This is a genomic window from Streptomyces sp. NPDC002076 (assembly GCF_053593835.1).
This window is the reverse complement of the sequence record NZ_JBSFDI010000009.1, coordinates 140,105-166,638: the sequence shown is the minus strand read 5'-3', so window position 1 is coordinate 166,638 and position 26,534 is coordinate 140,105. Positions and strand designations below refer to the sequence as shown.

19 protein-coding genes are annotated in these 26,534 nt (G+C 70.8%); 9 read left to right on the top strand and 10 right to left on the bottom strand.

Annotated features, from left to right (window positions below; genetic code table 11):
• Positions 1–480: 480 nt before the first annotated feature.
• From ACWCQS_RS20850 to ACWCQS_RS20835, 4 genes are all read right to left on the bottom strand, one after another.
• Positions 481–1,158: a GntR family transcriptional regulator gene (locus tag ACWCQS_RS20850; protein ID WP_450984378.1), complete on the bottom strand. Its 678-nt coding sequence runs from the start codon at positions 1,156–1,158 to the stop codon at positions 481–483.
• Positions 1,159–1,291: 133 nt separating this feature from the next.
• Positions 1,292–2,239, bottom strand: coding sequence for a beta-ketoacyl-ACP synthase III (locus tag ACWCQS_RS20845; protein ID WP_451005787.1), 948 nt, complete (start codon positions 2,237–2,239; stop codon positions 1,292–1,294).
• 138 nt (positions 2,240–2,377) lie between these two features.
• Positions 2,378–2,506, bottom strand: a complete 129-nt coding sequence (locus ACWCQS_RS20840) for an MFS transporter small subunit (protein ID WP_351803529.1) — start codon at positions 2,504–2,506, stop codon at positions 2,378–2,380.
• The gene (locus tag ACWCQS_RS20835) at positions 2,481–3,812 is read right to left on the bottom strand and encodes an OFA family MFS transporter (RefSeq protein WP_451005786.1); all 1,332 of its coding nucleotides are present in this window, start codon (positions 3,810–3,812) and stop codon (positions 2,481–2,483) included. Before ACWCQS_RS20835 ends, ACWCQS_RS20840 begins: the two co-directional genes overlap by 26 nt.
• Before the next feature lie 239 nt (positions 3,813–4,051).
• On the opposite strand from ACWCQS_RS20835, the gene ACWCQS_RS20830 reads away from it, so the two are divergent.
• Genes ACWCQS_RS20830 through fdhD form a run of 5 tightly spaced genes read left to right on the top strand, consistent with a single transcriptional unit; the run spans position 4,052 to position 10,474 of the window.
• Entirely contained in the window at positions 4,052–5,023 is a 972-nt protein-coding gene (locus ACWCQS_RS20830; protein WP_451005785.1) for a 2-dehydropantoate 2-reductase, read from the top strand.
• Complete coding sequence (locus ACWCQS_RS20825; protein ID WP_451005784.1) at positions 5,020–6,939, top strand: molybdopterin oxidoreductase family protein; 1,920 nt, start codon at positions 5,020–5,022, stop codon at positions 6,937–6,939. Before ACWCQS_RS20830 ends, ACWCQS_RS20825 begins: the two co-directional genes overlap by 4 nt.
• Positions 6,940–6,943: 4 nt before the next feature.
• Positions 6,944–8,761, top strand: coding sequence for an NADH-ubiquinone oxidoreductase-F iron-sulfur binding region domain-containing protein (locus tag ACWCQS_RS20820; RefSeq protein ID WP_451005783.1), 1,818 nt, complete (start codon positions 6,944–6,946; stop codon positions 8,759–8,761).
• On the top strand, positions 8,758–9,618 hold the full coding sequence (locus ACWCQS_RS20815) for a 2Fe-2S iron-sulfur cluster-binding protein (protein WP_451005782.1): 861 nt from the start codon (positions 8,758–8,760) through the stop codon (positions 9,616–9,618). Before ACWCQS_RS20820 ends, ACWCQS_RS20815 begins: the two co-directional genes overlap by 4 nt.
• Positions 9,619–9,625: 7 nt before the next feature.
• A complete protein-coding gene (fdhD, locus tag ACWCQS_RS20810; RefSeq protein WP_451005781.1) occupies positions 9,626–10,474 on the top strand; it encodes a formate dehydrogenase accessory sulfurtransferase FdhD in 849 nt (282 codons plus the stop codon).
• 267 nt (positions 10,475–10,741) lie between these two features.
• Here fdhD and ACWCQS_RS20805 read toward each other — a convergent pair whose 3' ends face one another.
• Both ACWCQS_RS20805 and ACWCQS_RS20800 read right to left on the bottom strand, forming a co-directional pair.
• Complete coding sequence (locus tag ACWCQS_RS20805; protein ID WP_451005780.1) at positions 10,742–11,269, bottom strand: isochorismatase family protein; 528 nt, start codon at positions 11,267–11,269, stop codon at positions 10,742–10,744.
• 19 nt (positions 11,270–11,288) lie between these two features.
• Positions 11,289–11,726: a MarR family winged helix-turn-helix transcriptional regulator gene (locus ACWCQS_RS20800; protein WP_451005779.1), complete on the bottom strand. Its 438-nt coding sequence runs from the start codon at positions 11,724–11,726 to the stop codon at positions 11,289–11,291.
• Between the two features lie 128 nt (positions 11,727–11,854).
• Between ACWCQS_RS20800 and ACWCQS_RS20795 the strand changes: the two genes are divergently transcribed.
• On the top strand, positions 11,855–12,772 hold the full coding sequence (locus ACWCQS_RS20795) for a quinone oxidoreductase family protein (protein ID WP_451005778.1): 918 nt from the start codon (positions 11,855–11,857) through the stop codon (positions 12,770–12,772).
• A gap of 133 nt (positions 12,773–12,905) precedes the next feature.
• A complete protein-coding gene (locus ACWCQS_RS20790; RefSeq protein ID WP_451005777.1) occupies positions 12,906–14,783 on the top strand; it encodes an exo-alpha-sialidase in 1,878 nt (625 codons plus the stop codon).
• Here ACWCQS_RS20790 and ACWCQS_RS20785 read toward each other — a convergent pair.
• Positions 14,733–15,779, bottom strand: coding sequence for a bile acid:sodium symporter family protein (locus tag ACWCQS_RS20785; RefSeq protein WP_451005919.1), 1,047 nt, complete (start codon positions 15,777–15,779; stop codon positions 14,733–14,735). The two genes, ACWCQS_RS20790 and ACWCQS_RS20785, sit on opposite strands and share 51 nt — an antisense overlap.
• 137 nt (positions 15,780–15,916) lie before the next feature.
• Here ACWCQS_RS20785 and ACWCQS_RS20780 point away from each other — a divergent pair, with 137 nt between their 5' ends.
• On the top strand, positions 15,917–16,786 hold the full coding sequence (locus ACWCQS_RS20780) for a LysR substrate-binding domain-containing protein (protein ID WP_451005776.1): 870 nt from the start codon (positions 15,917–15,919) through the stop codon (positions 16,784–16,786).
• Positions 16,787–17,145: 359 nt separating this feature from the next.
• Complete coding sequence (locus ACWCQS_RS20775; RefSeq protein WP_451005775.1) at positions 17,146–18,972, top strand: AMP-dependent synthetase/ligase; 1,827 nt, start codon at positions 17,146–17,148, stop codon at positions 18,970–18,972.
• A 16-nt stretch (positions 18,973–18,988) separates the two neighbouring features.
• Here the strand turns inward: ACWCQS_RS20775 and ACWCQS_RS20770 are convergent, their stop codons facing one another.
• From ACWCQS_RS20770 to ACWCQS_RS20760, 3 genes are read right to left on the bottom strand one after another with little or no spacing between them, the layout of a single operon-like run.
• Positions 18,989–21,019 (bottom strand): PQQ-dependent sugar dehydrogenase, encoded by a 2,031-nt coding sequence (locus ACWCQS_RS20770; RefSeq protein WP_451005774.1) that lies wholly within the window; start codon positions 21,017–21,019, stop codon positions 18,989–18,991.
• A 22-nt stretch (positions 21,020–21,041) separates the two neighbouring features.
• A complete protein-coding gene (locus ACWCQS_RS20765) occupies positions 21,042–23,291 on the bottom strand; it encodes an alpha-galactosidase (protein ID WP_451005773.1) in 2,250 nt (749 codons plus the stop codon).
• Complete coding sequence (locus ACWCQS_RS20760) at positions 23,288–26,533, bottom strand: glycosyl hydrolase family 28 protein (RefSeq protein WP_451005772.1); 3,246 nt, start codon at positions 26,531–26,533, stop codon at positions 23,288–23,290. Before ACWCQS_RS20760 ends, ACWCQS_RS20765 begins: the two co-directional genes overlap by 4 nt.
• Position 26,534: the final 1 nt, after the last annotated feature.

Here is a 26,534-nt window from a genome sequence, read left to right as displayed (position 1 = left end):
CCGGCATCAAGAAGACCCTCGGCCATCCGGCCCAGCACCCGCAACCGGGACCGGCGACGCCGCTCGCTGGCCGGGGGACGCACCTCCTCGCACCCCGCTCAGCCTTCCGAACGGCCCCGCGACTGCGGCCTGTCCGCCTCCGGGCGGCCGACGCCCCGCTCACGCTGACCCGCGTTCGTAGGCCGGCATCAAGAAGACCCTCGGCCATCCGGCCCAGCACCCGCAACCGGGACCGGCGACGCCGCTCGCTGGCCGGGGGACGCACCTCCTCGCACCCCACTCAGCCTTCCGAACGGCCCCGCGACTGCGGCCTGTCCGCCTCCGGGCGGCCGACGCCGCGCTCACGCTGACCCGCGTTCGTAGGCCGGTCCGCGGTGAACTCCTGCTGGTGGTGGCCAGGGTGGTGGTCATGCCGGTGGTGGAGGCGCGGTCGTGCGCGGCGGCCCGGACGGCCTCCACCGGGTGGCGGAACCCGTGTGATCAGGACCCGTTGCGGTCATGGTAGGAGCGGCGGGTGTGTTCCGTGTGGGTGCGCATCAGCTGGGCGGCCCGTTGTTCGTCGCGGGCGGCGATCGCGGTGATCAGTTCCCGGTGCTCGATCCAGGACTGGCGTCCGCGCTGGCGGGCCACCGGGGTGTAGTACCAGCGGACCCGGCGGTCGACCTGGGCGGCGAGTTCGGCGAGGACGGCGTTGCCGGCGAGTTCCATGATCTTGGCGTGGAAGGCCGCGTTGAGGGCGACCGCGCGGTCCACCTCGTCGGCGGCGACGGCCTTCTCGCCCTCGGCGCACAGCTCCTCCAGCGCGCCGACCCCCGGGGCGCCGGCGTGCAGGGCGGCGAGCCGGGCCGCCTCCGCCTCCAGCAGGGTGCGGACCGTGAGCAGTTGGTCGGCCTCCTCCTCGGTCGGCTCGTGCACGAACGCGCCCTGCGCGGGCCGCAGATCGACCCAGCCCTCGGTGTTGAGCCGCTGCAGCGCCTCGCGCACCGGCTGCCGGGAGACACCGAGGTGTCCGGCGAGCTCGCTCTCGACCAGATGCTGGCCGGGCTGCAGCGCGCGGGTGGTGATGAGCTCCAGCAGCGCCTCGTAGACGCGCTCTCGCAGCGGCCCGGGGCGTTCCAGCTTGGGCACCGCCCCCTGCGGCAGTCCGGTCGACAACATCGCGGTCCCCCTCCTGGGCAGGTCTGGCGTGTGCACGCTGGACGCTCAGTATCGATTGTCTTTTGTCTACAGTCTACGGTGCACAACATCCAGGCCTGTTCGCGCCCACTTCAAGCAAGCTTCACTGCGCCGCTCACGGGCAGCGTACGACCTGCCCCGCGTAGGAGAGATTGCCGCCGAAACCGAACAGCAGCACCGGGTCGCCGCTGCTCAGTGCCCCCTGTTCGAGCAGCTTGGAGAAGGCGAGCGGGATGCTCCCGGCGGAGGTGTTGCCGGATTCGGTGACATCGCGGGCGACGACGGCGTTGACGGCGCCGAGCTTCTCGGCCAGCGGCTCGATGATGCGCAGGTTGGCCTGGTGCAGGACGACTCCGGCGAGGTCCTCGGGGGCCACGCCGGCCCGTTCGCAGGCGCCGCGGGCGATGGCCGGGAGCTGGGTGGTGGCCCAGCGGTAGACGCTCTGCCCCTCCTGCGCGAACCGCGGCGGGGTGCCCTCGATCCGCACGGCGTGCCCCATCTCCGGCACCGACCCCCACAGCACCGGCCCGATCCCCGGCTCCTCCCCCGCCGGGCAGGCCTCCACCACGGCGGCCCCGGCCCCGTCACCGACCAGGACACAGGTGGTGCGGTCGCTCCAGTCGGTGACGTCGGACATCTTGTCGGCGCCGATGACCAGCGCACGGGTGGCCGCGCCGGCCCGGACGGTGTGGTCCGCGGTGGCCAGCGCGTGGGTGAAGCCGGCGCACACCACATTGACGTCCATCGCGGCCGGCTGCGGGATGCCGAGCCGGGCCGCGACCCGTGCGGCGGTGTTCGGGGAACGGTCGATCGCCGTGGACGTGGCGACCAGGACGAGGTCGATGTCGCCGGGGGTCAGACCGGCGGCGGCGAAGGCCTTGGCGGCGGCGTGCGCGGCCAGCTCGTCGACCGGCTCGTCGGGTCCGGCGATGTGCCGGGTCCGGATGCCGACCCGGCTGCGGATCCACTCGTCGCTCGTGTCGACCATCCCGGCCAGGTCCTCGTTGGTGAGTACCCGGGCGGGCTGGTAGTGACCGATGGCGGCGATGCGCGAGCCGTTCATGGCGGGATTCCCCTCGTGGCCGTGGGTAGCGGGATCCACCAGTCTGATCAATGACCCACGGGTACGACGGCAGGTGAAGCCACAGGAATCGGGCGCCCGAGTTGTCGGCTTCCCGCAGACCCTCGGACGCCCGAGCATTCACCCTGTGAACAGCTGCGTCGCCTTCTGCACGAGTTCGTACACCCCGTAGCCGAGGGGCGCCCCCACCCACAGCCAGGCCAGGGCGATCAGGCCCCGCCGGCTAGGCGGGCTGCTGTCGCTGGGCATCTGCGGCCTCCCTCTGTACGGGGATGTGGTGGCGGGTGTGGACGGGACGGACGAGTTCGTTGGCGACGAAGCCGACGACGAGCAGGCCGATCATGATGCCGAACGACAGCCCGTACAACGCCGGGCCGTGCTTCCCGGCCTCCTTCTGCCGGTCCGCGATCCAGTTGACGATCAACGGCCCGAGCACACCCGCGGTGGACCAGGCGGTGAGCAGCCGGCCGTGGATGGCGCCGACCTGATAGGTGCCGAAGAGGTCCTTCAGATAGGCGGGGACCGTCGCGAAGCCGCCGCCGTAGAAGGACAGGATCACGAGGGCGCACAGGACGAACAGCGGTTTCGCCGAGTCCCCGAACAGCGCGATGAGCAGGTACATCAGCGCGCCGACGCCGAGGTAGCAGCGGTAGATGTTCTTGCGGCCGATGCGGTCGGAGGCGGACGACCAGCCGATGCGGCCGGCCATGTTGGCCGCCGACAGCAGGGCGACGAAACCGGCGGCCGCGGAGGCCGACACCGGGGTGGAGCTGTCCGCGAAGAAGTCCGTGATCATCGGGGCGGCCTTCTCCAGGATGCCGATGCCGGCGGTCACGTTCGTGCAGAGCACAATCCACAGCAGCCAGAACTGCGGGGTGCGCAGCGCGCTGTTGGCGGACACCTGCACACCGGCGACGGAGCTCGGCCCGCTCGCGTCCGCGCCTGGCGTGTCCCCGCGGGGCACACGCACGAGGAGTACGCCGAGCGTCATGAAGACCGCGTACGCCAGACCGTGCACCAGGAACGCGAGCGCGATCCCGGAGTGGTCGGTGCCGAAGGAGGAGAGCATCTGCGCCGACCAGGGCGAGGCGATCAGGGCGCCGCCGCCGAAGCCCATGATGGCGATGCCGGTGGCCATGCCGGGACGGTCCGGGAACCACTTGATCAGGGTGGAGACGGGCGAGATGTAGCCGATGCCGAGGCCGATCCCGCCGACGAAGCCGTAGCCGAGGACGATCAGCCAGTACTGCTTCGTCTGGGCGCCGAGCGCGGAGATCAGGAAGCCGGAGGAGAAGCAGACGAGGGCCACGGTCATGGCCCAGCGCGGCCCGTTGCGTTCGACGAGCGTGCCGCCGAACGCGGCGGACAGCCCGAGCATCACGATCGCCAGCTGGAAGGGCAACGCGCTCTGGGTGCCGTCGAGATGGAGCGCGGATTCGAGCGGCGGCTTGAACACGCTCCAGGCGTAGGCCTGTCCGATCGACAGATGGACGGAGAGGGCGGCGGGCGGAACGAGCCAGCGGCTCCAGCCCGGGGGTGCGAGAGGGGGGCTCATGCCCGCGGACGGTAGGGCCGGGAGCGGGAGTTGAGAAGGACGCGGTCGACCGTATGCGGTGAACGGTATCCGGGAGGCGCTCAACGGTCGCCGCGCGAACCCTTGCCGAGGCTCATTCCATACTGTAGACAATATTTCGTCGACAGCATTCAGCCGACATTCAGGAGCCGACGAGCGTCTCGCGGCGGCCCTTCCCCCGACACCTCCGCGGTATCCCTCAAACCGAACGGAGTGCTCCCGTGAAAGTGGCAGTTCTCGGCGCCGGCGCCATCGGTGCCTACGTCGGTGCCGCGCTCCACCGCGCCGGCGCCGATGTGCATCTGATCGCCCGTGGACCGCATCTGGCGGCCATGAGGCAGCACGGAGTACGTGTGCTCAGCCCGCGCGGCGACTTCACCGCGCACCCCCACGCCACCGACGATCCCGGCGAGGTCGGCCCGGCGGACTACGTCTTCCTCGGCCTGAAGGCCCACGCGTACGCGGCGTGCGGGCCGCTGATCGCACCGCTGCTGCACGAGCGCACCGCGGTGGTGGCCGCGCAGAACGGCATCCCCTGGTGGTACTTCCACCGGCACGGCGGCCCCTACGACGGCCACCGCCTCGAAAGCGTCGACCCGGACGGCGCGGTCAGCCGCGTCCTCGCCCCCGAGCGCGCCGTCGGCTGTGTCGTCTACGCCGCCACCGAACTCCAAGGCCCCGGCGTCGTACGGCACTTGGAAGGCACCCGGTTCTCCATCGGCGAGCCCGACCGCAGCATCTCCCCGCGCTGTCTGGACTTCGGCGAGGCCATGCGGACCGGCGGGCTCAAGTGCCCGGTGGAGCCCGACCTGCGCGGTGACATCTGGGTCAAGCTGCTCGGGAACATCTCCTTCAACCCGATCAGCGCCCTGGCCCGCGCCACCATGCGGCAGATGTGTCTGCACGGCGGCACCCGCCGGGTCATCGAGACGATGATGCGCGAGACGCTCTCGGTCGCCGAGGCCCTCGGCTGCACGGTCGGCGTCTCCGTCGAACGCCGGCTCGCCGGCGCCGAACGCGTCGGCGACCACCGCACCTCCACCCTCCAGGACCTGGAGCGCGGCAAGCCGCTGGAACTGGACGTGCTGCTCGCGGCCGTCGTCGAACTCGCGGAGATCACCGGCGTCGAGGTGCCCACCCTGCGCACCGTGCACGCCATCTCGGACCTGCTCGCGCTGAGGAGCGCCGCATGAGGAAACGGCAACCGAAGACCTACATCCGGCTGACCCACCCACTGGTCCGCGACTCCCGGGACGAACCCTTCCGGCAGGCGAGCTGGGAGGAGGCGCTGGACCGGGCGGCCCGGGGCCTGGAACGCAACCGGGGCGCGTTCGGGATGTTCTCCTGCGCCCGCGCCACCAACGAGATGAACTACGTGGCGCAGAAGTTCGCCCGGGTCGTCATGGGCACCAACAACGTCGACTCCTGCAACCGCACCTGTCACGCCCCGAGCGTGGCGGGCCTGTCGGCGGCGTTCGGCTCCGGCGGGGGCACGTCGTCGTACGAGGAGATCGAGCACACCGACGTCATCGTGATGTGGGGGTCCAACGCGCGTTTCGCGCACCCGATCTTCTTCCAGCACGTGCTGAAGGGGATCAGGAACGGCGCCCGGATGTACGCGGTCGACCCGCGGCGCACCTCCACCGCCGAGTGGGCGGAGAGCTGGCTCGGGCTGAACGTCGGCACCGACATCCCGATGGCGCACGCGATCGGCCGCGAGATCATCCGGGCCGGCCTCGCCAACGAGGCGTTCATCGAGCGGGCGACCACCGGCTTCGAGGAGTACCGCGCGCTGGTCGAACCGTGGACGCCGTCGCTCGCCGAGAAGGTCACCGGCGTACCGGCCCGCGCGATACGCGAGCTGGCGCACGCCTACGCCCGGGCCGAGCGAGCCCAGCTGTGCTGGACGCTCGGCATCACCGAGCACCACAACGGCACCGACAACGTCCGCGCGCTGATCAACCTGTCCCTGCTCACCGGCCACGTCGGCCGCTACGGCTCCGGGCTGCAGCCGCTGCGCGGGCAGAACAACGTGCAGGGCGGCGGCGACATGGGGGCGATCCCCAACCGGCTGCCCGGCTTCCAGGACATCCTCGACCCCGAGGTCCGGCTGAAGTTCGAATCCGCCTGGGACACCGTCGTCCAGCCGCACTACGGGCTGAACCTGACGGAGATGTTCGAGGCGATGGAGGAGGGGAGTCTGCGGGCGGTGTACTGCGTCGGGGAGAACCCGGCGCAGTCGGAGGCCGACAGCGAGCAGGCCGTACGGCGGCTGAAGGCGCTGGACTTCCTCGTCGTGCAGGACATCTTCCTCACGAAGACGGCCGAGCTCGCGGACGTGGTGCTGCCGGCGACCGCCGGGTGGGCGGAGACCGAGGGCACGACCACCAACAGTGAGCGCCGGGTGCAGCGCGTACGGCGTGCCGTCACCCCGCCCGGGGAGGCCCGCGAGGACATCGACATCATCTGCGAGCTGGCGGCCCGGCTGGGCCACGACTGGAAGTACGCGGACGCGGAGGCGGTCTGGAACGAGCTGCGCTCGGTGTCCCCGGACCACTACGGGATGACGTACCGGCGGCTGGACGAGCACCGGGGCATCCAGTGGCCCTGCCCCAGTACGGACCGGCTCGAACCGACGTATCTGCACGGCCGGTTGTGGGAGTCCGACCCGGACCTGCGGGGTGTGCCGGCACCGTTCGGGCTGGTGCGGCACGATCCGCCGGTGGATCTCACCGACGAGGAGTACCCGATCCGGCTGACCACCGGGCGGCGCCTGGACTCGTACAACACCGGTGTGCAGAGCGGCGGTTTCGCCTCCCCGCTGCGGCGCGGCGAGTACGTCGAGCTGTGCCCGGAGGATGCCGAGCGGTACGGGGTCGTGGTCGGCGAGGAGGTACGGGTCACCTCGCGGCGCGGGTCGGTGACGGCGCCGGTGTGGGTCGACACCGCGCTGCGGCCCGGGCTGGCCTTCATGACCATGCACTTTCCCGACGAGGTGGACACCAACCGGCTGACGATCGAGGCGAACTGCCCGATCGCGGGGACGGCGGAGTTCAAGGCGTCGGCGATCCGGATCGAGAAGCTCCCCGTCGCGACCATCGTGAGGTGACCTGGTGGATCTGCACTTCGGCGACAGCAAGCCGACGGACGAGGAACGGGCCGCCGTGGACGCCCTGCTGGGCCCGCCCGAGTCCTCCTGGGAGGGCGCCGACCGCAGCGACGCCGACCTGAGGTGGGCGCGCGGCGGCCGGGCGGCCCGCAACCGGCGCGATCTGCTGCTGCCGGGGCTGCACGCCCTGAACGACCGGGTCGGCTGGATCAGCGAGGGCGGCCTCGGCTATCTGTGCCGTCGGCTGACCGTACCGCCGGCCGAGGCCTACGGGGTCGCCACCTTCTACGCGATGTTCTCCGTACGGCCCCGCCCGGCGACCGTGCTGCACGTGTGCACCGACCTGGCCTGCACGGCAGCCGGAGCCGACGCGCTCCGCACCGGCCTGGAGGGACGTCTCGGCAGCGGGGTGAGCGTCGAGCGCAGCCCCTGCCTGGGCCTGTGCGAGCGCGCTCCGGCCGCCCTCGCCGTCAGGGCGGGCGATCCGGCGCGTACCGCGGTGGCGGCACCGGCGACCGTGGACGAGGCCGTACGGGCGGCCGGCGCGCCGGACTCGGCGCCGGAGGAGCCGTCGGCGGCGACGGCCGTACCCCAGGCGGGGCAGGAGGGCCTCGTCCTGTTGCGGCGGGTGGGTGTCGTCGACCCGGCTTCGCTGGACGACTACCGCGCGCACGGCGGCTACACCGCCCTGCGCCGGGCCTTCGCGCTCGGGCCCGCCGGAGTCATCCGCGAGGTGACCGACTCCGGCCTGGTGGGCCGCGGCGGCGCCGCCTTCCCCACCGGCCGCAAGTGGCAGGCCACGGCCTCCCAGCCCGACCACCCGCACTACCTCGTCTGCAACGCTGACGAATCCGAGCCGGGCACCTTCAAGGACCGCGTGCTCATGGAGGGCGACCCGTACGCGCTGATCGAGGCGATGACCGTCGCGGCGTACGCGACCGGCGCCCACCAGGGTTACCTGTATCTGCGCGGCGAGTACCCGCGCGCTCTGCGCCGCCTGGAGCACGCGATCGGGCAGGCACGCGCGCGTGGCTTCCTCGGGGACGACGTCCTCGGCCAGGGGTACGCCTTCGACATCGAGATCCGGCGGGGCGCGGGGGCGTACATCTGCGGCGAGGAGACGGCCCTGTTCAACTCCATCGAGGGGTACCGGGGCGAGCCGCGCTCCAAGCCGCCGTTCCCGGTGGAGAAGGGCCTGTTCGGCAAGCCGACCGCCGAGAACAACGTGGAGACACTGGTCAACGTCCTGCCGATCCTGACCATGGGCGCCCCGGCGTACGCGGCGATCGGCACCCAACGCTCCACCGGGCCGAAGCTGTACTGCGTCTCCGGGAGCGTGGCCAGGCCCGGCGTCTACGAACTCCCCTTCGGCGCCACGCTCGGCGAACTGCTCGAACTGGCCGGGGTCCGGGAGGGGTTGCGCGCGGTGCTGCTCGGCGGCGCGGCGGGCGGGTTCGTACGGCCCGACGAGCTGGACATCCCGCTGACCTTCGAGGGCACCCGTGAGGCGGGCACCACGCTCGGCTCGGGTGTGGTGATGGCCTTCGACGACCGCGTGCCGCTGCCCCGGCTGCTGCTCAGGATCGCCGAGTTCTTCCGGGAGGAGTCCTGCGGGCAGTGCGTGCCGTGCCGGGTCGGGACCGTGCGGCAGGAGGAGGCGCTGCGCCGGATCGCCGAGCGCACCGGGGCCGCGGCCGCCGACGACATCGCCCTGCTGCGGGAGGTCGGCCGGGCGATGCGGGACGCCTCGATCTGCGGTCTGGGGCAGACCGCGTGGAACGCCGTGGAATCCGCCATCGACCGTCTGGGGGCGTACGCATGACCGTCACACCGCTGGGGATCCCGCGCCGGCTGCTGGAGTGCACCATCGACGGCGAGCCCGCGCGGGTGCCGGAGGGCTCGACCGTCCTGGACGCCTGCCGGGCCGTGGGGAAGGACATCCCGACGCTGTGCCAGGGCGACACGCTGCGGCCGAAGAACGCCTGCCGGGTGTGTGTGGTGGAGGTCGAGGGCTCGCGGACGCTGGTGCCGGCCTGCTCGCGCACGGCGGAGCCGGGGATGGAGGTCCGCACCGGCACCGAGCGCGCCCGGCACAGCAGGAAGATCGTCCTGGAGCTGCTCGCCTCCTCTGTCGACTTGTCGGCCACACCGAACGCGGCCGAGTGGATCAAGGAGTACGACGCGAAGCCGGACCGTTTCGGCCTGGGCGCGGCCCGGCTGAACGAGCAGCCCAGAATCGACAACGAGCTGTACGTGCGCGACTACGGCAAGTGCATCCTGTGCTACAAGTGCGTCGACGCCTGCGGCGACCAGTGGCAGAACACCTTCGCGATCTCGGTCGCCGGGCGGGGTTTCGACGCGCGGATCGCCGTCGAGCACGATGCGCCGCTCACCGACTCGGCGTGCGTGTACTGCGGGAACTGCGTCGAGGTGTGTCCGACCGGGGCGCTCGCGCCGAAGACGGAGTTCGACATGCGGGCGGCGGGCACCTGGGACGAGTCACGGCAGACGGAGACGTCCACGGTGTGCGCGTACTGCGGAGTGGGCTGCACCCTCACGCTCCATGTGCAGGACAATGAGATCGTGAAGGTCACCTCGCCGCACGACAACCCGGTGACCCACGGCAATCTCTGCATCAAGGGCCGTTTCGGCTACCAGCACGTACAGAACCGGGGCTGATCAGGACATGGGACGAGTCACGGAACGACGCAAGGTCCTCCGCATCCGGGACGGGGCGCTGTCCACCCGGCCGGACACACTCGTCGCCGAGGAACCCCTGGAGATCCGGCTCAACGGAAAACCGCTCGCGATCACCATGCGCACACCGGGCGACGACTTCGCGCTGGCGGCGGGGTTCCTGGTCAGCGAGGGCGTGCTGGCGACCGCGGACGATCTGCAGAACATCGTCTACTGCGCGGGTGCGACGGTGGACGGCTCGAACACCTACAACGTGGTCGACGTGAAGACCGCACCCGGCGTCGCCCTGCCGGACTTCACCCTGGAGCGGAACGTCTACACGTCCTCATCGTGCGGTCTGTGCGGCAAGGCCAGCCTGGACGCCGTACGCACGACGGCCCGCTTCCCGATCGCCGACACTCCCCCGGTCCGGGTCGCCCCGGAGCTGCTGGCGAGCCTCCCCGACCGGCTGCGGGCGGCCCAGCGGGTGTTCGACCGGACCGGGGGCCTGCACGCGGCGGCGCTGTTCACCGAGGACGGCGAGCTGCTGGACGTACGGGAGGACGTGGGCCGGCACAACGCGGTCGACAAACTGGTCGGGCGCGCGCTGCAGAGCGGCGGCCTGCCGCTGTCGCGGGCGATCCTCCTGGTCTCCGGACGGGCCTCGTTCGAGCTGGCGCAGAAGGCCGTGATGGCGGGCATCCCGGTGCTGGCTGCCGTGTCGGCGCCGTCGTCGCTGGCGGTGGACCTGGCCGCGGAGACGGGTCTGACCCTGGTGGGCTTCCTGCGGGGCAGCTCGATGAACGTGTACGCGGGCGAGGACCGCATCGCCCTGCGGGAGGCGGCCGCCCAGGGCTGAGGGGCCTGCTCGCGGCACGGCGGCGGGGCCCGGGCCGGCGGGGAGCGCCCCCTGCGCCGCCGGGCCCCGCCTCAGCCGAGGGACTGCGCCGCTTCGGCGAACGGCGTGATCAGAGGTGAGCGGCGGCCCGCCGCCCAGGCCGGTGGCCGGGAGCATCACCAGGCGGGACTCGTGGTACAGGGCCGCAGCTCCAGGCCCTCCTCGCGGAGCGGGGTGCGTACATCGTTCGGTGGTGGTCGTGGACGGGGGCGGGACGCTGGTGTGAGGTCAGGCGGGGGTGAGGCGTACGTCGGCGGCGGTCACCACCGTGCCGAGCCGGGGGAAGTCGAGGCGTACGGACGCCTCGTGCTCGGCGGCGGTGAAGGCGGCCATGGCGTCCTCGACGAAGACGAGTTCGTAGCCGAGGTCGGCGGCGGCGCGGGCGGTGGACTCGACGCCGAGGTTGGTGGCGATGCCGCCGAACACCAGGGTGGTGACGCCGCGTTCGCGCAAGTGCTCGTCCAGGCCGGTGCCCTGGAAGGCGCCGATGGTCCGCTTGACCACCTCCAGGTCGCCGGGTCCGGCGAGGCCGGGCACGAGTCCGCTGCCGGGCGGCTGTTCGGCGACAGTGGGGCGTTCGACCCGGACGAGGACGACGGGTGCCCCGGCGGTGCGGCAGGTGTGCGCCAACTCCTGTGCGGTGGCCAGCACTTCGGTGCCTTTGCGGGGTTCCAGGGGCAGCGCGACGATGCGTTCCATCAGGTCGACGAGGACCAGGGCGGTGCGCTGCGGATCGAGGACGGGGGCTGCGGTCATGACGGAACGTTAGCCGCCGTCAGCCGTCCGTGCCGGAAATCCGGATCAACAGGCCCATGAACTGATCCCGTTCGGCGGCCGACAGCGGGGCGAGCAGCTCGTCGTTGGCCTCACGGGCGGCCTTCTCGCAGCGCGCGAGGAGGCGGGCTCCGTCGCCGGTGAGGGACACGGCGTTCTTGCGCCGGTCCTTGGGGTCGGGGGCGCGCAGGACATGGCCGGCGGACTGAAGGTCGTTGAGCACGCCGACCAGGTCCTTGGGGTCCAGGCCCACGCTGCGGCCGAGGTCGGCCTGGGCGACGGGCTGGAGGTCGCGGACGGCGGAGAGGACCACGTGGTGCCACATCTTCTGCCCCTCGACGGCGAGGGCGTCGGCGACCAGGGAACGGCCCCGGGCGGCGGCGCGGCCGAGGAGCCAGCTGGGCAGGGAGCGGATCGCGGGCAGGCGTGCTTCGGCCATGCCCGCAGCCTAACGGAGAAATCGTTGGAGCTCCCCATGAATCTTCGCTATCGTTGGGACTCCCAACGAGTTCGTAGGTTCTCCCGACGATCCATGCGCCGGGCGTGCCCGGTGCGGAGGTGTGTGCGATGCGTCGCGTCCGATATGAATCCACCGCCGGCCCGCTCTTCCTGGAGGAGGCGCCTGTCCCCGAGCCCGGCCCCGGGGAGCTGCTGGTGCGCTGCGCGGCCATCGGCGTCACCCTGCCCGTGGTCCGCAAGGTCACCGAGGCCGCCGAGCCGATCGCGCTCGGCGGCGAGATCGCCGGCGAGGTGGTGGGGGTCGGCGAGGGCGTCACCCGCTTCCGGCCGGGCGAGCAGGTGACCGGGCTGTGCTTCGGGCACGGGTACGCCGACTTCGCCCTGCTGCACGAGGCCATGGCCTCCCCGATACCGGACGGCGCCGACGCCGTGGACGCGGTCGCGCTGGTGCGCAGCGGCCTGGTGGCGCTCGGTGCGCTGGCGGCGGCGCGCCCGGTGCCGGGCGAGGCGGTGCTGGTCACCGCGGCGGCGAGCGGGGTCGGCCACCTGGCGGTGCAGCTGGCGCGGGCGCGGGGGGCGGGACGGGTTGTGGGGGCCGTGTCCGACCCGGGCAAGGCGGAGTTCGTCCGCTCGCTCGGCGCGGACGACTGTGTTCGGTACGGCGACGACGGCTGGGGAGATCCAGTCGACTGCGTCCTGGATGCCGTCGGCGGTGAGCTGCTCACCCCCGCCCTCGCCGCCCTGGCCCCGCACGGCCGCCTCGTCGCCTACAGCTCGGGCGGCGGCACCATCCAGGCGTACGACCTGCTGGTGGGCGCCAAGTCGGTGATCGGATTCCAGATGGCCCTGATCGCCCGCGGCCGGCCGGATCTGTACGAGCAGTGGCGCCAGGAGCTGTGGCGGCTGTTCACCGAAGGCACCCTGAAGCCCGCCGTGCACGCCGAGTTCGCGCTGGAGGACGCGGCGAAGGCACATGACGTGATCGAGCGGCGGGCCAATCTGGGCAAGGTCGTGCTGTGCCCGTAGGCCCGTCGCGGTCTCCATGTGCTGCACGCTTCTTGTGAGGCGACCTGGCCCGAACTACCTTCGATGGGGCGCACGTTGGACATGGGATGTCCCGATGTCCAGATGTCCGGCCGACGAAGGGCAAGGTCGCACCATGCCGTCAGGTCTACGCGCCCGTCTCAGAGCCGCATTCGCCACCGCCCTCACCACGGCGGCACTGCTCCTGGTGCCGCTCGCAACCCCCCACCCCGCACATGCCCAATCCCCCGCGAGCGCCCCCGAGTTCGAGCAGCAGATCCTCTTCAGGGCGTCCCAGGACCCCGGCTACGCCTGCTTCCGCATACCGGCGATCGTGAAGACGACCGACGGCACCCTGCTGGCGTTCGCCGAGGGCCGGGTCCTCAACTGCGGGGACGCCGCCGACATCGACATCGTGCTCAAGCGCTCCACCGACGGCGGCCGCACCTGGGGCCCGTTGCAGGTGGTCAACGAGGGCGCCGGTGACACACACGGCAACCCGGCACCGATCGTGGACCGGGAGACAGGCCGGGTCTGGCTCGCGGAGACGTACAACACCGGCCGTACCGACAGCGCCAGTTGCTCGGTCCCCTGCGACCGCACCCCGCACCTCCAGTACAGCGACGACGACGGCCGGACCTGGTCCGTGCCGCGCGATCTGAGCCCGGAGATCCTGCCCGCCGACTGGAACTCCTGGTACGCGACCGGGCCGGCGCACGGCATCCAGCTCACCAGGGGCCGGTACGCGGGCCGGCTGGTCTTCGGGGTCAACACCGAGACCTGGGACGGCAGCCGGGTCACCGCCAACCACGCGGCGCTGATCGTGAGCGACGACCACGGCGGCCACTGGCGGATCGGCGCCACCGACACCTGGCCCATCGCCGACGACGGCACCTTCCGGCAGAAGCCGTCCGAGCTGACCCTCGCCGAGCGCGGCGACGGCTCGATCCTGGTCAGCGGCCGGGAGCAGGACGGCACCGACCTCGGCCACCGCACCCAGGCGGTCAGCCGCGACGGCGGAGGCAGCTTCACCGCGCCCTTCCACGACCTGCCCGACCTGTACGCCCCGCAGGTCCAGGGTTCGATGCTGCGCCTCGGCGACCGCATCCTGCTCGCCTGCCCCGCCGACCCCGACCGGCGGCGCACGATGATGATCCGCTCCTCCTACGACGGCGGCCGCACCTGGGACAGCGTGGACCGCGGCACCGTCGTCACCACGGACTGGTCCGGCTACTCCGACCTGGTCCGCGCCGACGCGGACACGGTGGGCCTGGTCTACGAGGGCGGCGCGGTCGACGCGCGCGACGAGATCCGCTTCGCCCGCTTCACCGAGGACTGGCTCGCCCCGCGCCGCGGCCCCGACCCGGTCACCGCCGACCTGGCCCCGCACGCCCGCCCGGCCGCGGTGCTCGGCGGCGCCGAGGAGACGGACGGGGTCTTCGGCGGCGCGTTGCGGTTCGACGGCACCGACGACGCCGTACGCCTGCCCTTCCGCAGCCGGCTGCCGCTGGGGACGAAGAACTTCACGGCGTCCCTGTGGTTCCGGTACACGGCCACGACCGGGGAGCAGCCACTGCTGTGGATGGGCGGGATCGGCACCACCCAGCCGCAGGTGTGGGTGCGCGGGGAGCCGGCGAACAACCGGATCCAGGGGCTGATCACGGTCCGGAACGGGGCGCTCGCGCCGCAGACCGCCTCTGTGCGCACGGACACCGCGTACAACAACGGGCAGTGGCATCACCTGGTGCTGCGCCGGGGCGGGGGCCGGCTGTCGTTGTTCGTCGACGGTACGGAGACGTCCGTCGCCGACATCCCGGGGTCGGTCAGCCGTAACTCCCCCTTCGGCGTGCACATCGGTCAGCGCATGGACAGCCGGGCCTTCTTCACCGGCGCCATCGACGAGGTGCATGTCTGGGACCGGGCGCTCACCGACGCGGAGCTGGCGGACCCGAAGGCGCTGAGGTCACCGAAGGACACGGTCCTGTGGCTGCCCCTGGACCGGGTGAGGGGCTGACGCGCCGGCGCCGGCGCGCGGAGCCTCCTGCGGGTCCCGGGCCCGGCGCTTGGCGATGACCGCGCACACCATCAGCTGCATCTGGTGGAACAGCATCAGCGGCAGCACGGCGAGCGAGGCGTGCGCGCCGAACAGGACACTGGCCATGGGGAGCCCGGAGGCGAGGGACTTCTTCGACCCGGCGAACTGGATGGCGATCCGGTCCTCCCGGCCGAAGCCGAGCGCCTTGCCGCCGTACCAGCTCAGCAGGAGCATCACGGCGAGCAGGGCGGCCTCGACGACGAGCAGTCCGCCGAGCCGGGCGGGGCTGACCTGGTGCCAGATGCCCCGGGTCATGCCCTCGCTGAAGGCGGTGTAGACCACCAGCAGGATCGAGCCGCGGTCGACCAGCCCGAGCACCTTCCGGTGCCGGGCGACGAAGCCGCCGATCCAACGGCGCAGCACCTGCCCGGCGAGGAACGGCACCAGCAGCTGGAGCACGATCTTGACCAGCGAGTCGGCGGAGAACCCGCCCCCGCTGTTGCCGAGCAGCCCCGCCGCCAGCAGCGGGGTGACGACGATGCCGATGAGCGAGGAGAAGGAGCCCGCGCAGATCGCCGCCGGGACGTTTCCGCGGGCGATCGAGGTGAACGCGATGGACGACTGGATCGTGGACGGCACCAGCGTAAGGAACAGCAGGCCCTGGTAGAGCGGCTGGGTCAGCAGCACCGGAACCAGACCGCGCGCCGCCAGCCCGAGCACCGGGAACAGGACGAAGGTGCAGACCAGCACGGTCACATGGAGCCGCCAGTGGCGCAGCCCGTCCAGCGCCTCCCGGGTGGAGAGCCGGGCGCCGTAGAGGAAGAAGAGGAAGGCGATCGCGGCCGTCGACGCGCCCGAGGCCACGTCGGAGGCGGTGCCCCGGGCCGGCAGCAGCGCGGCCAGGCCGACGGTCCCGATCAGCAGGACGATGTACGGGTCGATCGGCATCCAACTCGGCCAGCGCAGGCGTTTCACGGTGCTCCGATTCATGTGCGTTCGTTCGCGGGCCCGCAGGGCCCCCGTCCATCGTCCTCTTCGAACCGCTGATCGGGAATCCCACATGCCGCTCTGACTGTCATCATGAAGTGCAATATCGGGTTAGGCTGCCTGTCGTGTACGACCCGACGCAGTTGCGCACCTTCCTCGCCGTGGCCCAGACGCTGAGTTTCACGCAGGCCGCGCGCCGGCTGGGGCTGCGCCAGTCCACGGTCAGCCAGCATGTGCGCCGGCTGGAGGACGCGACCGGGCGGCAGCTGTTCAGCCGGGACACCCATTCGGTGGAGCTGACCGAGGACGGCGAGGCGATGCTGGGCTTCGCCCGGCGGATCCTGCAGGTCCACGAGCAGGCGACGGCGTTCTTCACCGGCACCCGGGTGCGCGGCCGGCTGCGCTTCGGGGCGTCCGAGGACTTCGTGCTCACCCGGCTGCCGGAGATCCTGGAGGCCTTCCGCTACGACCATCCGGAGGTCGACCTGGAGCTGACCGTGGAGCTGTCCGGCACCCTGCACGAACAACTGGCCGCCGGGAAGCTGGACCTGGTGCTGGCCAAGCGGCGCCCGGAGGATCCCCGGGGAGAACTGGTCTGGCGCGACGACCTGGTGTGGATCGGCGCCGAGCGGCTGCGCCTGGACGCGGACCGGCCCGTCCCGCTGATCGTGTATCCGCCGCCCGGCATCACCCGGGCCCGCGCGCTGGAGGCGCTGGAGCGCGAGGGCCGCGGCTGGCGGATCGTGTGCACCAGCGGCAGCCTCAACGGACTGATCGCGGCGGCCCGCGCCGGACTCGGCGTGATGGCCCACTCCCGGCGCCTGATCCCGCCCGGCCTGTTCCGCCTGCCGGACCGTGCCGGGCTGCCCGACCTGGGCAAGGTCGACTTCGTCCTCGTCCACGGCCGGCGCCGGGGCGCGGCGGAGGAAGCGGCGAACGCGCTGGCCACGGCCGTCCTCGCGGGCGGGGAGCGGCTGCGGCGGCGGGTCGGCTGAGGCCGGTCGGCGCAGCACCGGATCCGTCAGCTGCTCGACCCGGGAACGGCGCGGCCGGCCCCCCGCCACCCTCCCGCTTCCGGCTCGGACCCTGCCTCGTATGCGTCGATCGATACGGTGTGCGCCGTAATCCCCGCGTACAGATTCGGTGGAGATTACGGCACCGAAACTTACTGACCCGTCAGTATCATGTCCGGCCCTTCCCCATGTGCGGGCATTTTCCGGGCACCGCCCGGGGGAAACGTGAGGTTTGCTGGGTTTCCTACCCCCTCCCGCCCGGTGACGGCGTGGGGTAGCTTTCACCGCGCTGTGCCGAGCGTCACGGGCATGACCAAGCAGCGAGGATCGGGGAGCGAGGTTTGCGCGAGTTCACCAACCCGCCGCTCACGACGGCGCCGCCGGTGGGCGGTCTGGCCGACGTGGTCTTCGAGCATGCCCGGACGGACCCGACACACGTCGCTCTCGGCCGCAAGGACGCCGCCGGGCAGTGGCGGGACGTGACCTCCACCGAGTTCCGCGACGAGGTCATGGCCCTCGCCAAGGGCCTCCTCGCGCGCGGTGTCCGCTTCGGCGACCGCGTCGCCATCATGTCCCGCACCCGCTACGAGTGGACCCTGTTCGACTTCGCCCTGTGGTCGATCGGCGCCCAGGTGGTGCCCGTCTACCCCACCTCCTCGGCCGAGCAGTGCTTCTGGATGCTGTACGACGCCGAGGTGTCCGCGGCGATCGTGGAGCACGAGGACCACGCGATGACCATCGCCACGGTCATCGACCGGCTCCCGCAGCTGCGCCAGCTGTGGCAGCTGGACTCGGGCTGTGTGCAGGAGCTGTACGACGCCGGGGCGCATCTGGACGACGAGCTGGTGCACCGGCACCGGCAGGCGGTCACCCCGGACTCGGTCGCCACGATCATCTACACCTCGGGCACCACCGGCCGCCCCAAGGGCTGTGTCCTCTCGCACGCCAACTTCATGTACGAGGCGGACACCATGATCCAGCGGTGGCAGCCGGTGTTCCAGACCAAGAAGGACGACGAGGCCTCCACCCTGCTGTTCCTGCCGCTCGCGCACGTCTTCGGGCGGATGGTGGAGGTCGCCGCGATCCGTGGCGGGGTCCGCTTCGGGCACCAGCCGCAGCTGAACGCCGCCGCCCTGCTGCCCGACCTGCAGGCGTTCAAGCCGACGTTCATCCTCGCGGTGCCGTACATCTTCGAGAAGGTGTTCAACTCGGCCCGCCGGAAGGCGGAGAAGGAAGGCAAGTCGGGGCCGTTCGAGAAGGCGGTCGACATCGCGGTGAAGTACGCGGAGGCCGTGGAGGCCAAGGCGTGGGGCACCGGGCCCGGCCCGTCGGCGGGGCTGCGCATGCAGCACCAGTTCTTCGACAAGGTCGTGTACTCCAAGGTCCGCGCGGCGATGGGCGGCCGGATCCGCAACGCGATGTCCGGCGGTTCCGCGATGGACCGCCGGCTGGGCCTGTTCTTCGCGGGCGCCGGCGTGCAGATCTACGAGGGCTACGGCCTGACCGAGTCGACGGCCGCGGCGACCGCCAACCCGCCCGAGCGCACCCGCTACGGCACCGTCGGCCAGGCCATCCCCGGCGTGACCGTGCACATCGCCGACGACGGGGAGATCTGGCTCTACGGCGGAAACGTTTTCCAGGGCTATCTGAACAACCCGAAGGCCAGCGACGAGACCCTGCACGACGGCTGGCTGGCCACCGGCGACCTCGGTGCGCTCGACGACGACGGCTATCTGACCATCACCGGCCGCAAGAAGGAGATCCTGGTGACCTCCGGCGGCAAGAGCGTCTCCCCCGGGGTGCTGGAGGAGCGGGTCCGCGAGCATCCGCTGGTCAACCAGTGCATCGTCGTCGGCAACGACCGCCCCTACATCGCCGCCCTGGTCACCCTGGACCAGGAGGCCGTCGAGCACTGGCTGCAGATGCGCGGAAAGCCGCGGATGACCCCGGTCCAACTGGTGCGCGACCCGGACCTGGAGACGGAGGTGCGGCGGGCGGTGGTCGCCGCCAACACCCTCGTCTCCCAGGCCGAGTCGATCCGTACCTTCCGCATACTGGCGCAGCCGTTCACCGAGGAACACGGCCTGCTGACACCGTCGTTGAAGCTGAAGCGGAAGGCGATCGAGAAGGCGTACGACAACGAGGTCGAGGCCCTCTACCGGACGTGACCCTCCTGACGGGGCGTCAGCTGATCGTCACCTTGAAGATCTTGTCCGAGCCGTCGGCGGCACCCCCGTTGTTGTCGCAGTTGGTGGTGGACAGCCACAGCTGGTCGGTGCCCGGGACCTTGGTGACCGTACGCAGCCGGCCGTAGGTGCCGACGTAGTACGCGCTCGGGGTGCCGACACTCTCGGTGTCGCCGTTGATGGGGATCCGCCACAGGCGTTCGCCGCGCAGGGACGCCATGTAGATCACGTTGCGGACGATGGCGATGCCGCTCGGTGAGGCCTCGGAGACGTTCCAGGTGGCCTTGGGGTTGGTCATGCCGGCGACGTTGCAGCTGCCCTCGCAGGTGGGCCAGCCGTAGTTCGCGCCGGGCTTGATGAGGTTGAGTTCGTCCTTGGAGCTGTTGCCGAACTCCGCCTCCCAGAGCCTGCCGTTGCGGTCGAAGGCGAGGCCCTGCGGGTTGCGGTGGCCCAAGGAGTAGACGTAGTTGCCGAAGGGGTTGCCGGGGGCCGGCTTGCCGTCGGTGGTCATGCGCAGGACCTTGCCGTTGAGGGAGTTCTTGTCCTGCGCGAGATCGGGCTGCTGGGCCTCGCCGGTGGAGACGTACAGGTAGCCGTCGGGGCCGAAGGCGAGGCGTCCGCCGTTGTGGTAGCGGTTCTTCTTGATGCCCTGGAGCAGCACCTTGTAGTCGCTGAGCGTCGTGCCGTCGTAGGTCATGCGGACGACCCGGTTGCCCTCGGCGGCGGTGTGCATGAAGTACACGTAGTGGTCGGTCTCCCACTTGGGGTCGACGGCGACGCCGAGCAGCCCTCCCTCTCCGTTGGTGGTGACGGCGTTGGGCACCGTGCCCACCTGGGTCTTCGTGCCGCTCCTGGTCAGCTTCCAGACCCGGAAGTCGTCCCGCTCGGTGACCAGGGCGGACTGGCCGTCGGGCAGCCAGTAGGTGCCCCAGGGGATGGTCCAGCCGGTGGAGAGGGTGGCGATGGAGGAGGGGACGCCGCCGTCGGTGGCGCAGGCCCTGGTGGTGAAGGAGACCGTGTTGCTCGGCGCGGAGACGTTGCCGGCGGCGTCACGGGCGACGACGTTCAGGCTGTACGGGCTGTCGCAGGCGAGCCCGGTGAGCGTGGTGGACGTGCCGCTGGTGACGGTCTTGTAGACGGTGGTGTCGCTGCGCACGTCGTAGGCGGTGACCGCGTGGTCGTCGGTCGAGGCGCCCCACGTGAGGTCGACCGTGTTCGAGGTGACATTGGCCGTGTGCAGGGTGCCGGGCGCGGTCGGCGGTGTGGTGTCGGAGCTGGGCCTGGTGGTGCAGTCGATGACCGGGCTGGCGGGCGAGGTGTTGCCGGCCGCGTCACGGGCGATGACCGTGAGGTCGTAGGTGGTGTTAGGGGCGAGCCCGGTCAGTGTCTTCGAGGTCGCGTCGCCCGGCGCCTCGCCGATCTTGTTGCCGTGTTCGTAGAGGTCGTACGCCGCGACGCCCACGTCGTCCGTCGACGCGCCCCAGGCCAGGGTCAGGCGGTCCTCGCCGATGTCCGAGCAGGAGGGCTGCCCGGGGCGGGTGGGGGCCTGGGTGTCGGACGGCGTGCCGAGGCTCATGCGGTCGAGGTTGGGGCCGCCGTTCGCGGTGGTGGCCGTCGCCCGGATCTTGTTGCTGCCCGCCTTGAGAGTGACGTTGACGGACTTGGCCGCCCAGGTGTTCCAGTCGGCCGTGCCCGGGAAGGAGATCGCGGGCGCGACGACGGTGCCGTTGACGGACAGGTCCATCGGCCGGTCGGCGGTGGTGCCGTTGGCGTACCGCAGGGTGACCGACGCGGGCCCGGCGGCGGCCGCGCTGACCGTGAACTCCACATAGGAGCCCTTGATGTTGGTGTAGTCGACGAATCCGGTGCCCGTGTAGCCGGTGTGGTTCGTCGCGACGGCACCCTGGGAGATCAGGGCGTCCTCGGCCTGGTAGTCGGTGGCGGCGAGGGCGGTGCCCTGGCTGAGCCCGGCCAGGGGCAGTGCGAGGGCCGCGGCGAGGCCGTACGGCAGAACTCTTCTGAGACGCATGGATGTTTCCCCTTGTTTCCGCTCAGCCCGTGTACTGGGTGAAGACCTTGAGGTAGTCGTACGGCTGCTGCGACACGCCGCTGCAGGAGTCGCCGTCGGTGCCGGAGCCGCAGGGGCGGTCCCGGTTGGCGGACCAGTAGGTGAGGCGCGCGATGTGGTGCTGCCGGGCGTAGGCGAGCATGGTCCGGAAGTCGGCGACGCGGACGCGCTCACCGGAGTCGTCCGTCTTGCCGTTCATCGACGACAGGCCGATGTGGGCGTAGGCGGTGGCGTCGTCGTAGCCGTAGGCCGCCTTGACCCGGGCCTTGAGGCCCTCCATGGCCCGGGTGGTGAGGGTGCCCATGGTCGTGGCGCCGCCGCCGAAGTCGAACGGCATGACGCACCAGACGTCGTTCGCCAGGCCGGACCTTGCCGCGCGCTTGATCATGTCGACGCCGGTCGCGTCGGGGCCGCTGGTGGTGGTGCCGAAGGTGATGACCGTCTTCAGGCCGGGGTTGTTCGCCTTCACGGTCTTCAGGGCGTCGACGACACGCTGGCGGACGGTGGCGTTCGACCACTCGGTGTTCTCGATGTCGATGTCGAGCGCCTTCAGCCGGTAGGCGTTGATCACCTTCTGGTAGGCGCCGGCCAGTGCGGAGGCACTGGAGCACTTCTCCCCCAGCTTGGCGCCGCTCCAGCCGCCGACGGAGACGATCACATCGCCGCCGGCGGACCGTATGCGGTCGATCGCCGACTGGTCGCCGCCGCCGGTCAGCGGCCGGCTGCCGTCCCACTTGGGGTTGCAGGTGCCGTCGGACAGCACGAAGGCGAGGGTGAACCACTTGACGCCGGTCGTCGCCATCACCTCGGTCGGGTCCGGCGGATCGCCCCAGCCGAGGTACTCGTACGGGGCGACGGCCATGCCGGGGGACGTCGCGAGCGTCTGCGCGGAGGCGGTGGGCCTGACCCGGATGAGCCGGGTCTCGCCGGGACGGAGGGTCGCGCGGTAGGAGCCGGCGACCGTGCCCTTGTGGGAGCCGGACCACAGGTCGGTGACGTCACCGGAGCCGGTGAAGCCGACCTGGGACCAGTTCACGGTGACCGTGGCACTGCCGGAGGTTCCGGTGTCGAACAGGGCCACCACATAGTCGCCGTCGCTCTCCCGCTTGCTCCAGACCTGCTGGACACCGCTGTTCACGATGCGTTTCGCCGCGACCCCGTCCTGGTCGACGCCGATCAGCCGGTCGTTGGTGAGCATCGACTTGTCGACGGGGTCCAGGTGGGTGAGGTCGGTGCCGAGCAGCAGCGGGGCCGCCGCCATCGCCCACAGCGTGAGGTGCGAGCGGCGCTGGTCGGCCGTGAGGCCCACCTGGTCGCCGTTGCCGATCTCCAGGGAGTCCAGGTCGTTCCAGCCGCCGGGGCCGGCGTACGGCTGCCAGGACGCGGCCGAGTCGAACCGCTTGGCGACATGGGACCAGTCGGTGAGCGGATAGCCGCTGCCGTTGGGGCCGGGGCCGCAGTAGCACTCCACGTCACCCTGGGTGCGCCAGCTGTTGGCGAGTGTGCGCCAGGTGGACGCGTCGGCGATCGGAAGGTTGTTGGACAGCGCGAAGTTGATGGGCCGTCCGCTGGCGCGGAGCGCCCTGTCCCAGGCCCGGACGTCGGGGACGTCCTGGCTGCCCACGCCGTCGATCTTCAGGTAGTCGACTCCCCAGGAGGCGAACTGCCTGGCCCAGGAGTTCACGAACTCCTGGGCGCCCGGCCTGGAGTAGTCGATGGAGTACATGTTCTTGCAGTTGTAGTTCTTCTCGGTCTTCGAGGTGTCCGCGATGTCCCTCGCGTGGTACGAGGTTCCCTCGATCGGCGTGTTCTTCAGGACCGCGTTCTTCGCGATGCCGGGCGTCACGTAGAAGCCGAACTTCAGGCCCTTGGCGTGGATGTGGTCGGCGAGGGCCCTGATGCCGTCCGGGAACTTGGTCGTATCGACGGCCCAGCGGCCGTAGTCGTCCACGACGAAGCCGTTGTCGTCGCACTTCTGCCAGAAGTCGTCGAGGTTGACGTAGACGAAGCCGTGGTTCCTCAGACCGCCTTCGACCAGCGCGTCGGCCTGTGCCTCGATCTTCGCCTCGGTCGGCTGCCGGCGTACGAAGCTCCAGCTGCTCCAGCCCATGGCCGGCCGCGGGGACTGGCCGTTGTCGGAGGCGGCCGCGGGGTGGGCGGCGCCGGTGAGGGGCACCGCGGCGGCGACGAGCAGCCCGGCCGCCGCCGTCGTCAGGGTTCGGAGCCGGGTCATGGACGTCCCTTCGGGGCGGGGGTGGCGTAGGAGGTGCCGATCCAGGCCTCGTCGATCCGCAGCCGCTGGTAGCGGGCGGTGTCGGTGGCGGCGGCCCAGGTGGTGTCGATCTCCAGGCGGACGTAGCGGGCCGTGGCGGCGGTCAGGTCGATGCCCTGCATCCCGCGTGCGCTGGGAAGTTGGCCGGCCCGCACCGGGCTGCCCCAGTTCTTGCCGTCGTCGCTGAGGTAGACCTTGTAGTCCTTGATCCGTGCGGACTGTTCGGTGGCGGAGCGGGCGTAGGCGACGGAGTCCTCGCGCTGGTTCAGCCCGAGGTACTGCACCTTCTTCGCCGTGCCGAGGTCGAAGGTGAGGTTCACCGGGAGCGTCTTGTCGTTGTCCCAGTAGGTGAGGTAATCGCCGTCGCCGGCGGCGGAGCCGGGGTGGCCGCTCGCGGACGCGTCGGCGGTGACCTTGACACCCGTCGCGATGCCCTGGCGGCCCGCGGTGATCACCTTGAAGACAGTGTCGTACGGGTCCCAGCCGCCGAGGCCGTTGAGGGTGAGCATCCCGCCGGACTGCGACCACGAAACGGTCGCGCCGGTGCGGAGGTTGGTGACCGAGGCGATGCGGTAACCGTTGTCGCGGATGCGCAGGGTGCTGGTGCTCGGCGGGGTCAGGACGTGGATGTACTGCCGGTTCGGGTCGTCCTTGGCGATGGTGGTGACGCCGTGGGCGCCGTCGTTCCAGAAGCCGGGTTTGAGGCCGCCGTACATGTAGCCGCCGCCCTCGGTGCCGTGCAAGGACTCCCAGATCTTGTCGAGGTAGGAGTTCGCGAAGTTGTTGAAGTCCGCCTGGTTCGAGGGGAACTTCCCGTTGACCTGGGCGGTCTCCGCCATGAGTGCCTTCACCGAGGAGCCGGCGTTGGTGATCAGCCGGCCGAGCGTGAGCATCTTGTCGACGGTCGGGTTCGAGCCGTCGTACCACCAGGCGCCGGTCGAGGGCAGCTTGAAGTCGGCCTCCGTCAGGCGGGGTTGGGCGGTGTAGATCGCCTGCGGGTAGTCGTAGGCGGGCGTCATCCCCGTCTTCTGCTCATTGCTAATCATGTCCATGATCGGCGTGTCTTCGTTGTTGTTGCTGAGCGTGTAGTTCGGGCGCTTCTGATAGATCTGCGCGTAGAGGTTGTGGCTCTCCCAGTACGCGTTGTCGTTGTCGATCCAGAAGCCGCCGAGGTCCGGGTAGCGGTCCATGACCTCGAAGAAGTTGTCGTAGGAGAACTGCCCGAAGCCGTCGCGGGTGGTCAGGTCGATGTTCTTGCCCTTGTAGGCGGAGTAGGCGGCCGAGTCGAGCCACTCGTGGCCGCCGTCGGCGCGCCACTGGGGGTCGTCGGTCATGTAGAGGATGACCTTCATGCCCTTGGCCTCGGCGGCGTTGATCAGCTCACCGAGGAAGTCCCGCTTGGTGGAGCAGGAACCGGGGATCTTCGACGGCCAGGGGCGGGCGTAGCCGAGCCGGCTGTGGAAGGTGGCCAGCACGATGTACTGCGTGTGCAGTTTCTGGGCCTCGTGCACCCAGTAGTCGGGCGTCCAGCCGCCGCTGGTGACGTCCTTCTCCCAGGCGGCGCAGCTGGTGTGGGCTGGGGCGGTGCGCAGGCCCCAGTGCAGGAAGAGGCCGCCGACGGAGGCGCGGAGGAAGGCCTGGCGGGGGTTCTGGACGTCACGCGGGCGGACCGGGGCGGCGCAGTTCTGGCTGGATCCGGTGGCCGAGACGCGGAGGGCGCCGCCGGTGGTGGTGTGGCTGTCGCTGACGCAGTAACCGGTGACGGACTGGAACCCGAGGTCGTGCGGCGAGTTGCCGCCCTTCTGCGCCGTGAACCGGGTCAGCCGGATGCCGTTCGCCCCGTTGGCGATGAGGGCGGGGCGGCCGTCGCCCGCCGCGAACCTCACGGAGCTGTCGGTGAAGGTGACGCCGTCGGCGTTGTGCAGATACCAGCCGTACGCCGGCCGGGTCCCGATGCTGTTCGGGTTGTAGTCCTTCGGGTCGTTGCCCGGCACACCGGTGGACATGGTGCCGTTGCCGCCGGGGACGGTGATGTCGACGTTGTCGAAGGTGACGTTGCTGATGTGGTGGCCGTCCTCGCCCCACAGGGTCGGGCTGAAGGACGGGCTGTTGCCGGTGGCCGTGATGTTGTCGTACGTGATGTCGCTGATCGATCCGACACCCGGACTGTTTCCGCACCGTTTGCGCGTGCCGATCTTCTCCATGATCGGCGAGTGCACGTTGGTCATGGTGATGTCGCGGTAGTGGACGTCGGAGATCTTCGCACCGTCCATGGAGACCATGCCCAGCCCGGACTTGTCGGCGCCCTCGACACGGATCTTCTCGAACTGGTAGTCGCTGAAGTCACCGCAGGTCTCGGAGCCGAACATCAGGGCGTTGCAGCAGCGTGCCGACAGCACCGAATCGCTCACGCGGACATGGCCGTTGGGGAGCTTGGCGCCGAGGGCGTAGTCGCTCTTGAAGACCAGGGCGTCGTCGTTGGCCGCGATGTGCGCGTTGGTGATCGTCACGTTGGTCGTGGAGATGACGTTCCAGCCGTCGCGGTCGCTCGCGGTGTCGATGGTCAGATGGTCGGAGACGACGTTCATGCAGCCGTTGATCAGGGCGGCGAAGTGGCCGCCGCGGCGCAGGGTGAGCCCGTCGCCGAGCCGGAGTCCGTCGCAGCGGGTCAGCGACAGGATCTTGTCGGCCTGGCCGGACTTCGGGTTGCCGGTGATCAGGTTGCCCGCGCCGTCGATGACCCCGCCGCCGGTGAAGCCGATGTCGGTCAGCCGGTCGCCGTAGATCATCGCGTTGTGGAAGTGGCTGTGCCCGTAGTCCTGGTACTTGTCGTTCGGGTTGGACTCGGGCGGGTCGTAGGTGCCGGCGGAGGAGCCCTGGAGGGTGGCGCCCTTGTCGAGCTGGAGCGTCACATGGCTTTTCATGTGGATGGTGTTCTTGGACTTGTAGGTGCCGGCCGGGAAGCGGACGGTGCCGCCGCCCGCCGCGCCCGCCGCGGTGATGGCCTTGTCTATGGCGGGGGTGTCATTGGTCGAGCCGTCGCCCTTGGCGCCGTAGTCGCGCACGTCGTACACCGTTGCCCGGGGTGGCCTGGCGGGGTGGGGGGCCGCGAGGGCGGCGGGCTGGGTGAGGCCGAGGACGACGGCGAGGACGAACAGCACGATCGCCGCCGCCCGTCCCGGGTCGGCGATGAGGGGTTTCATG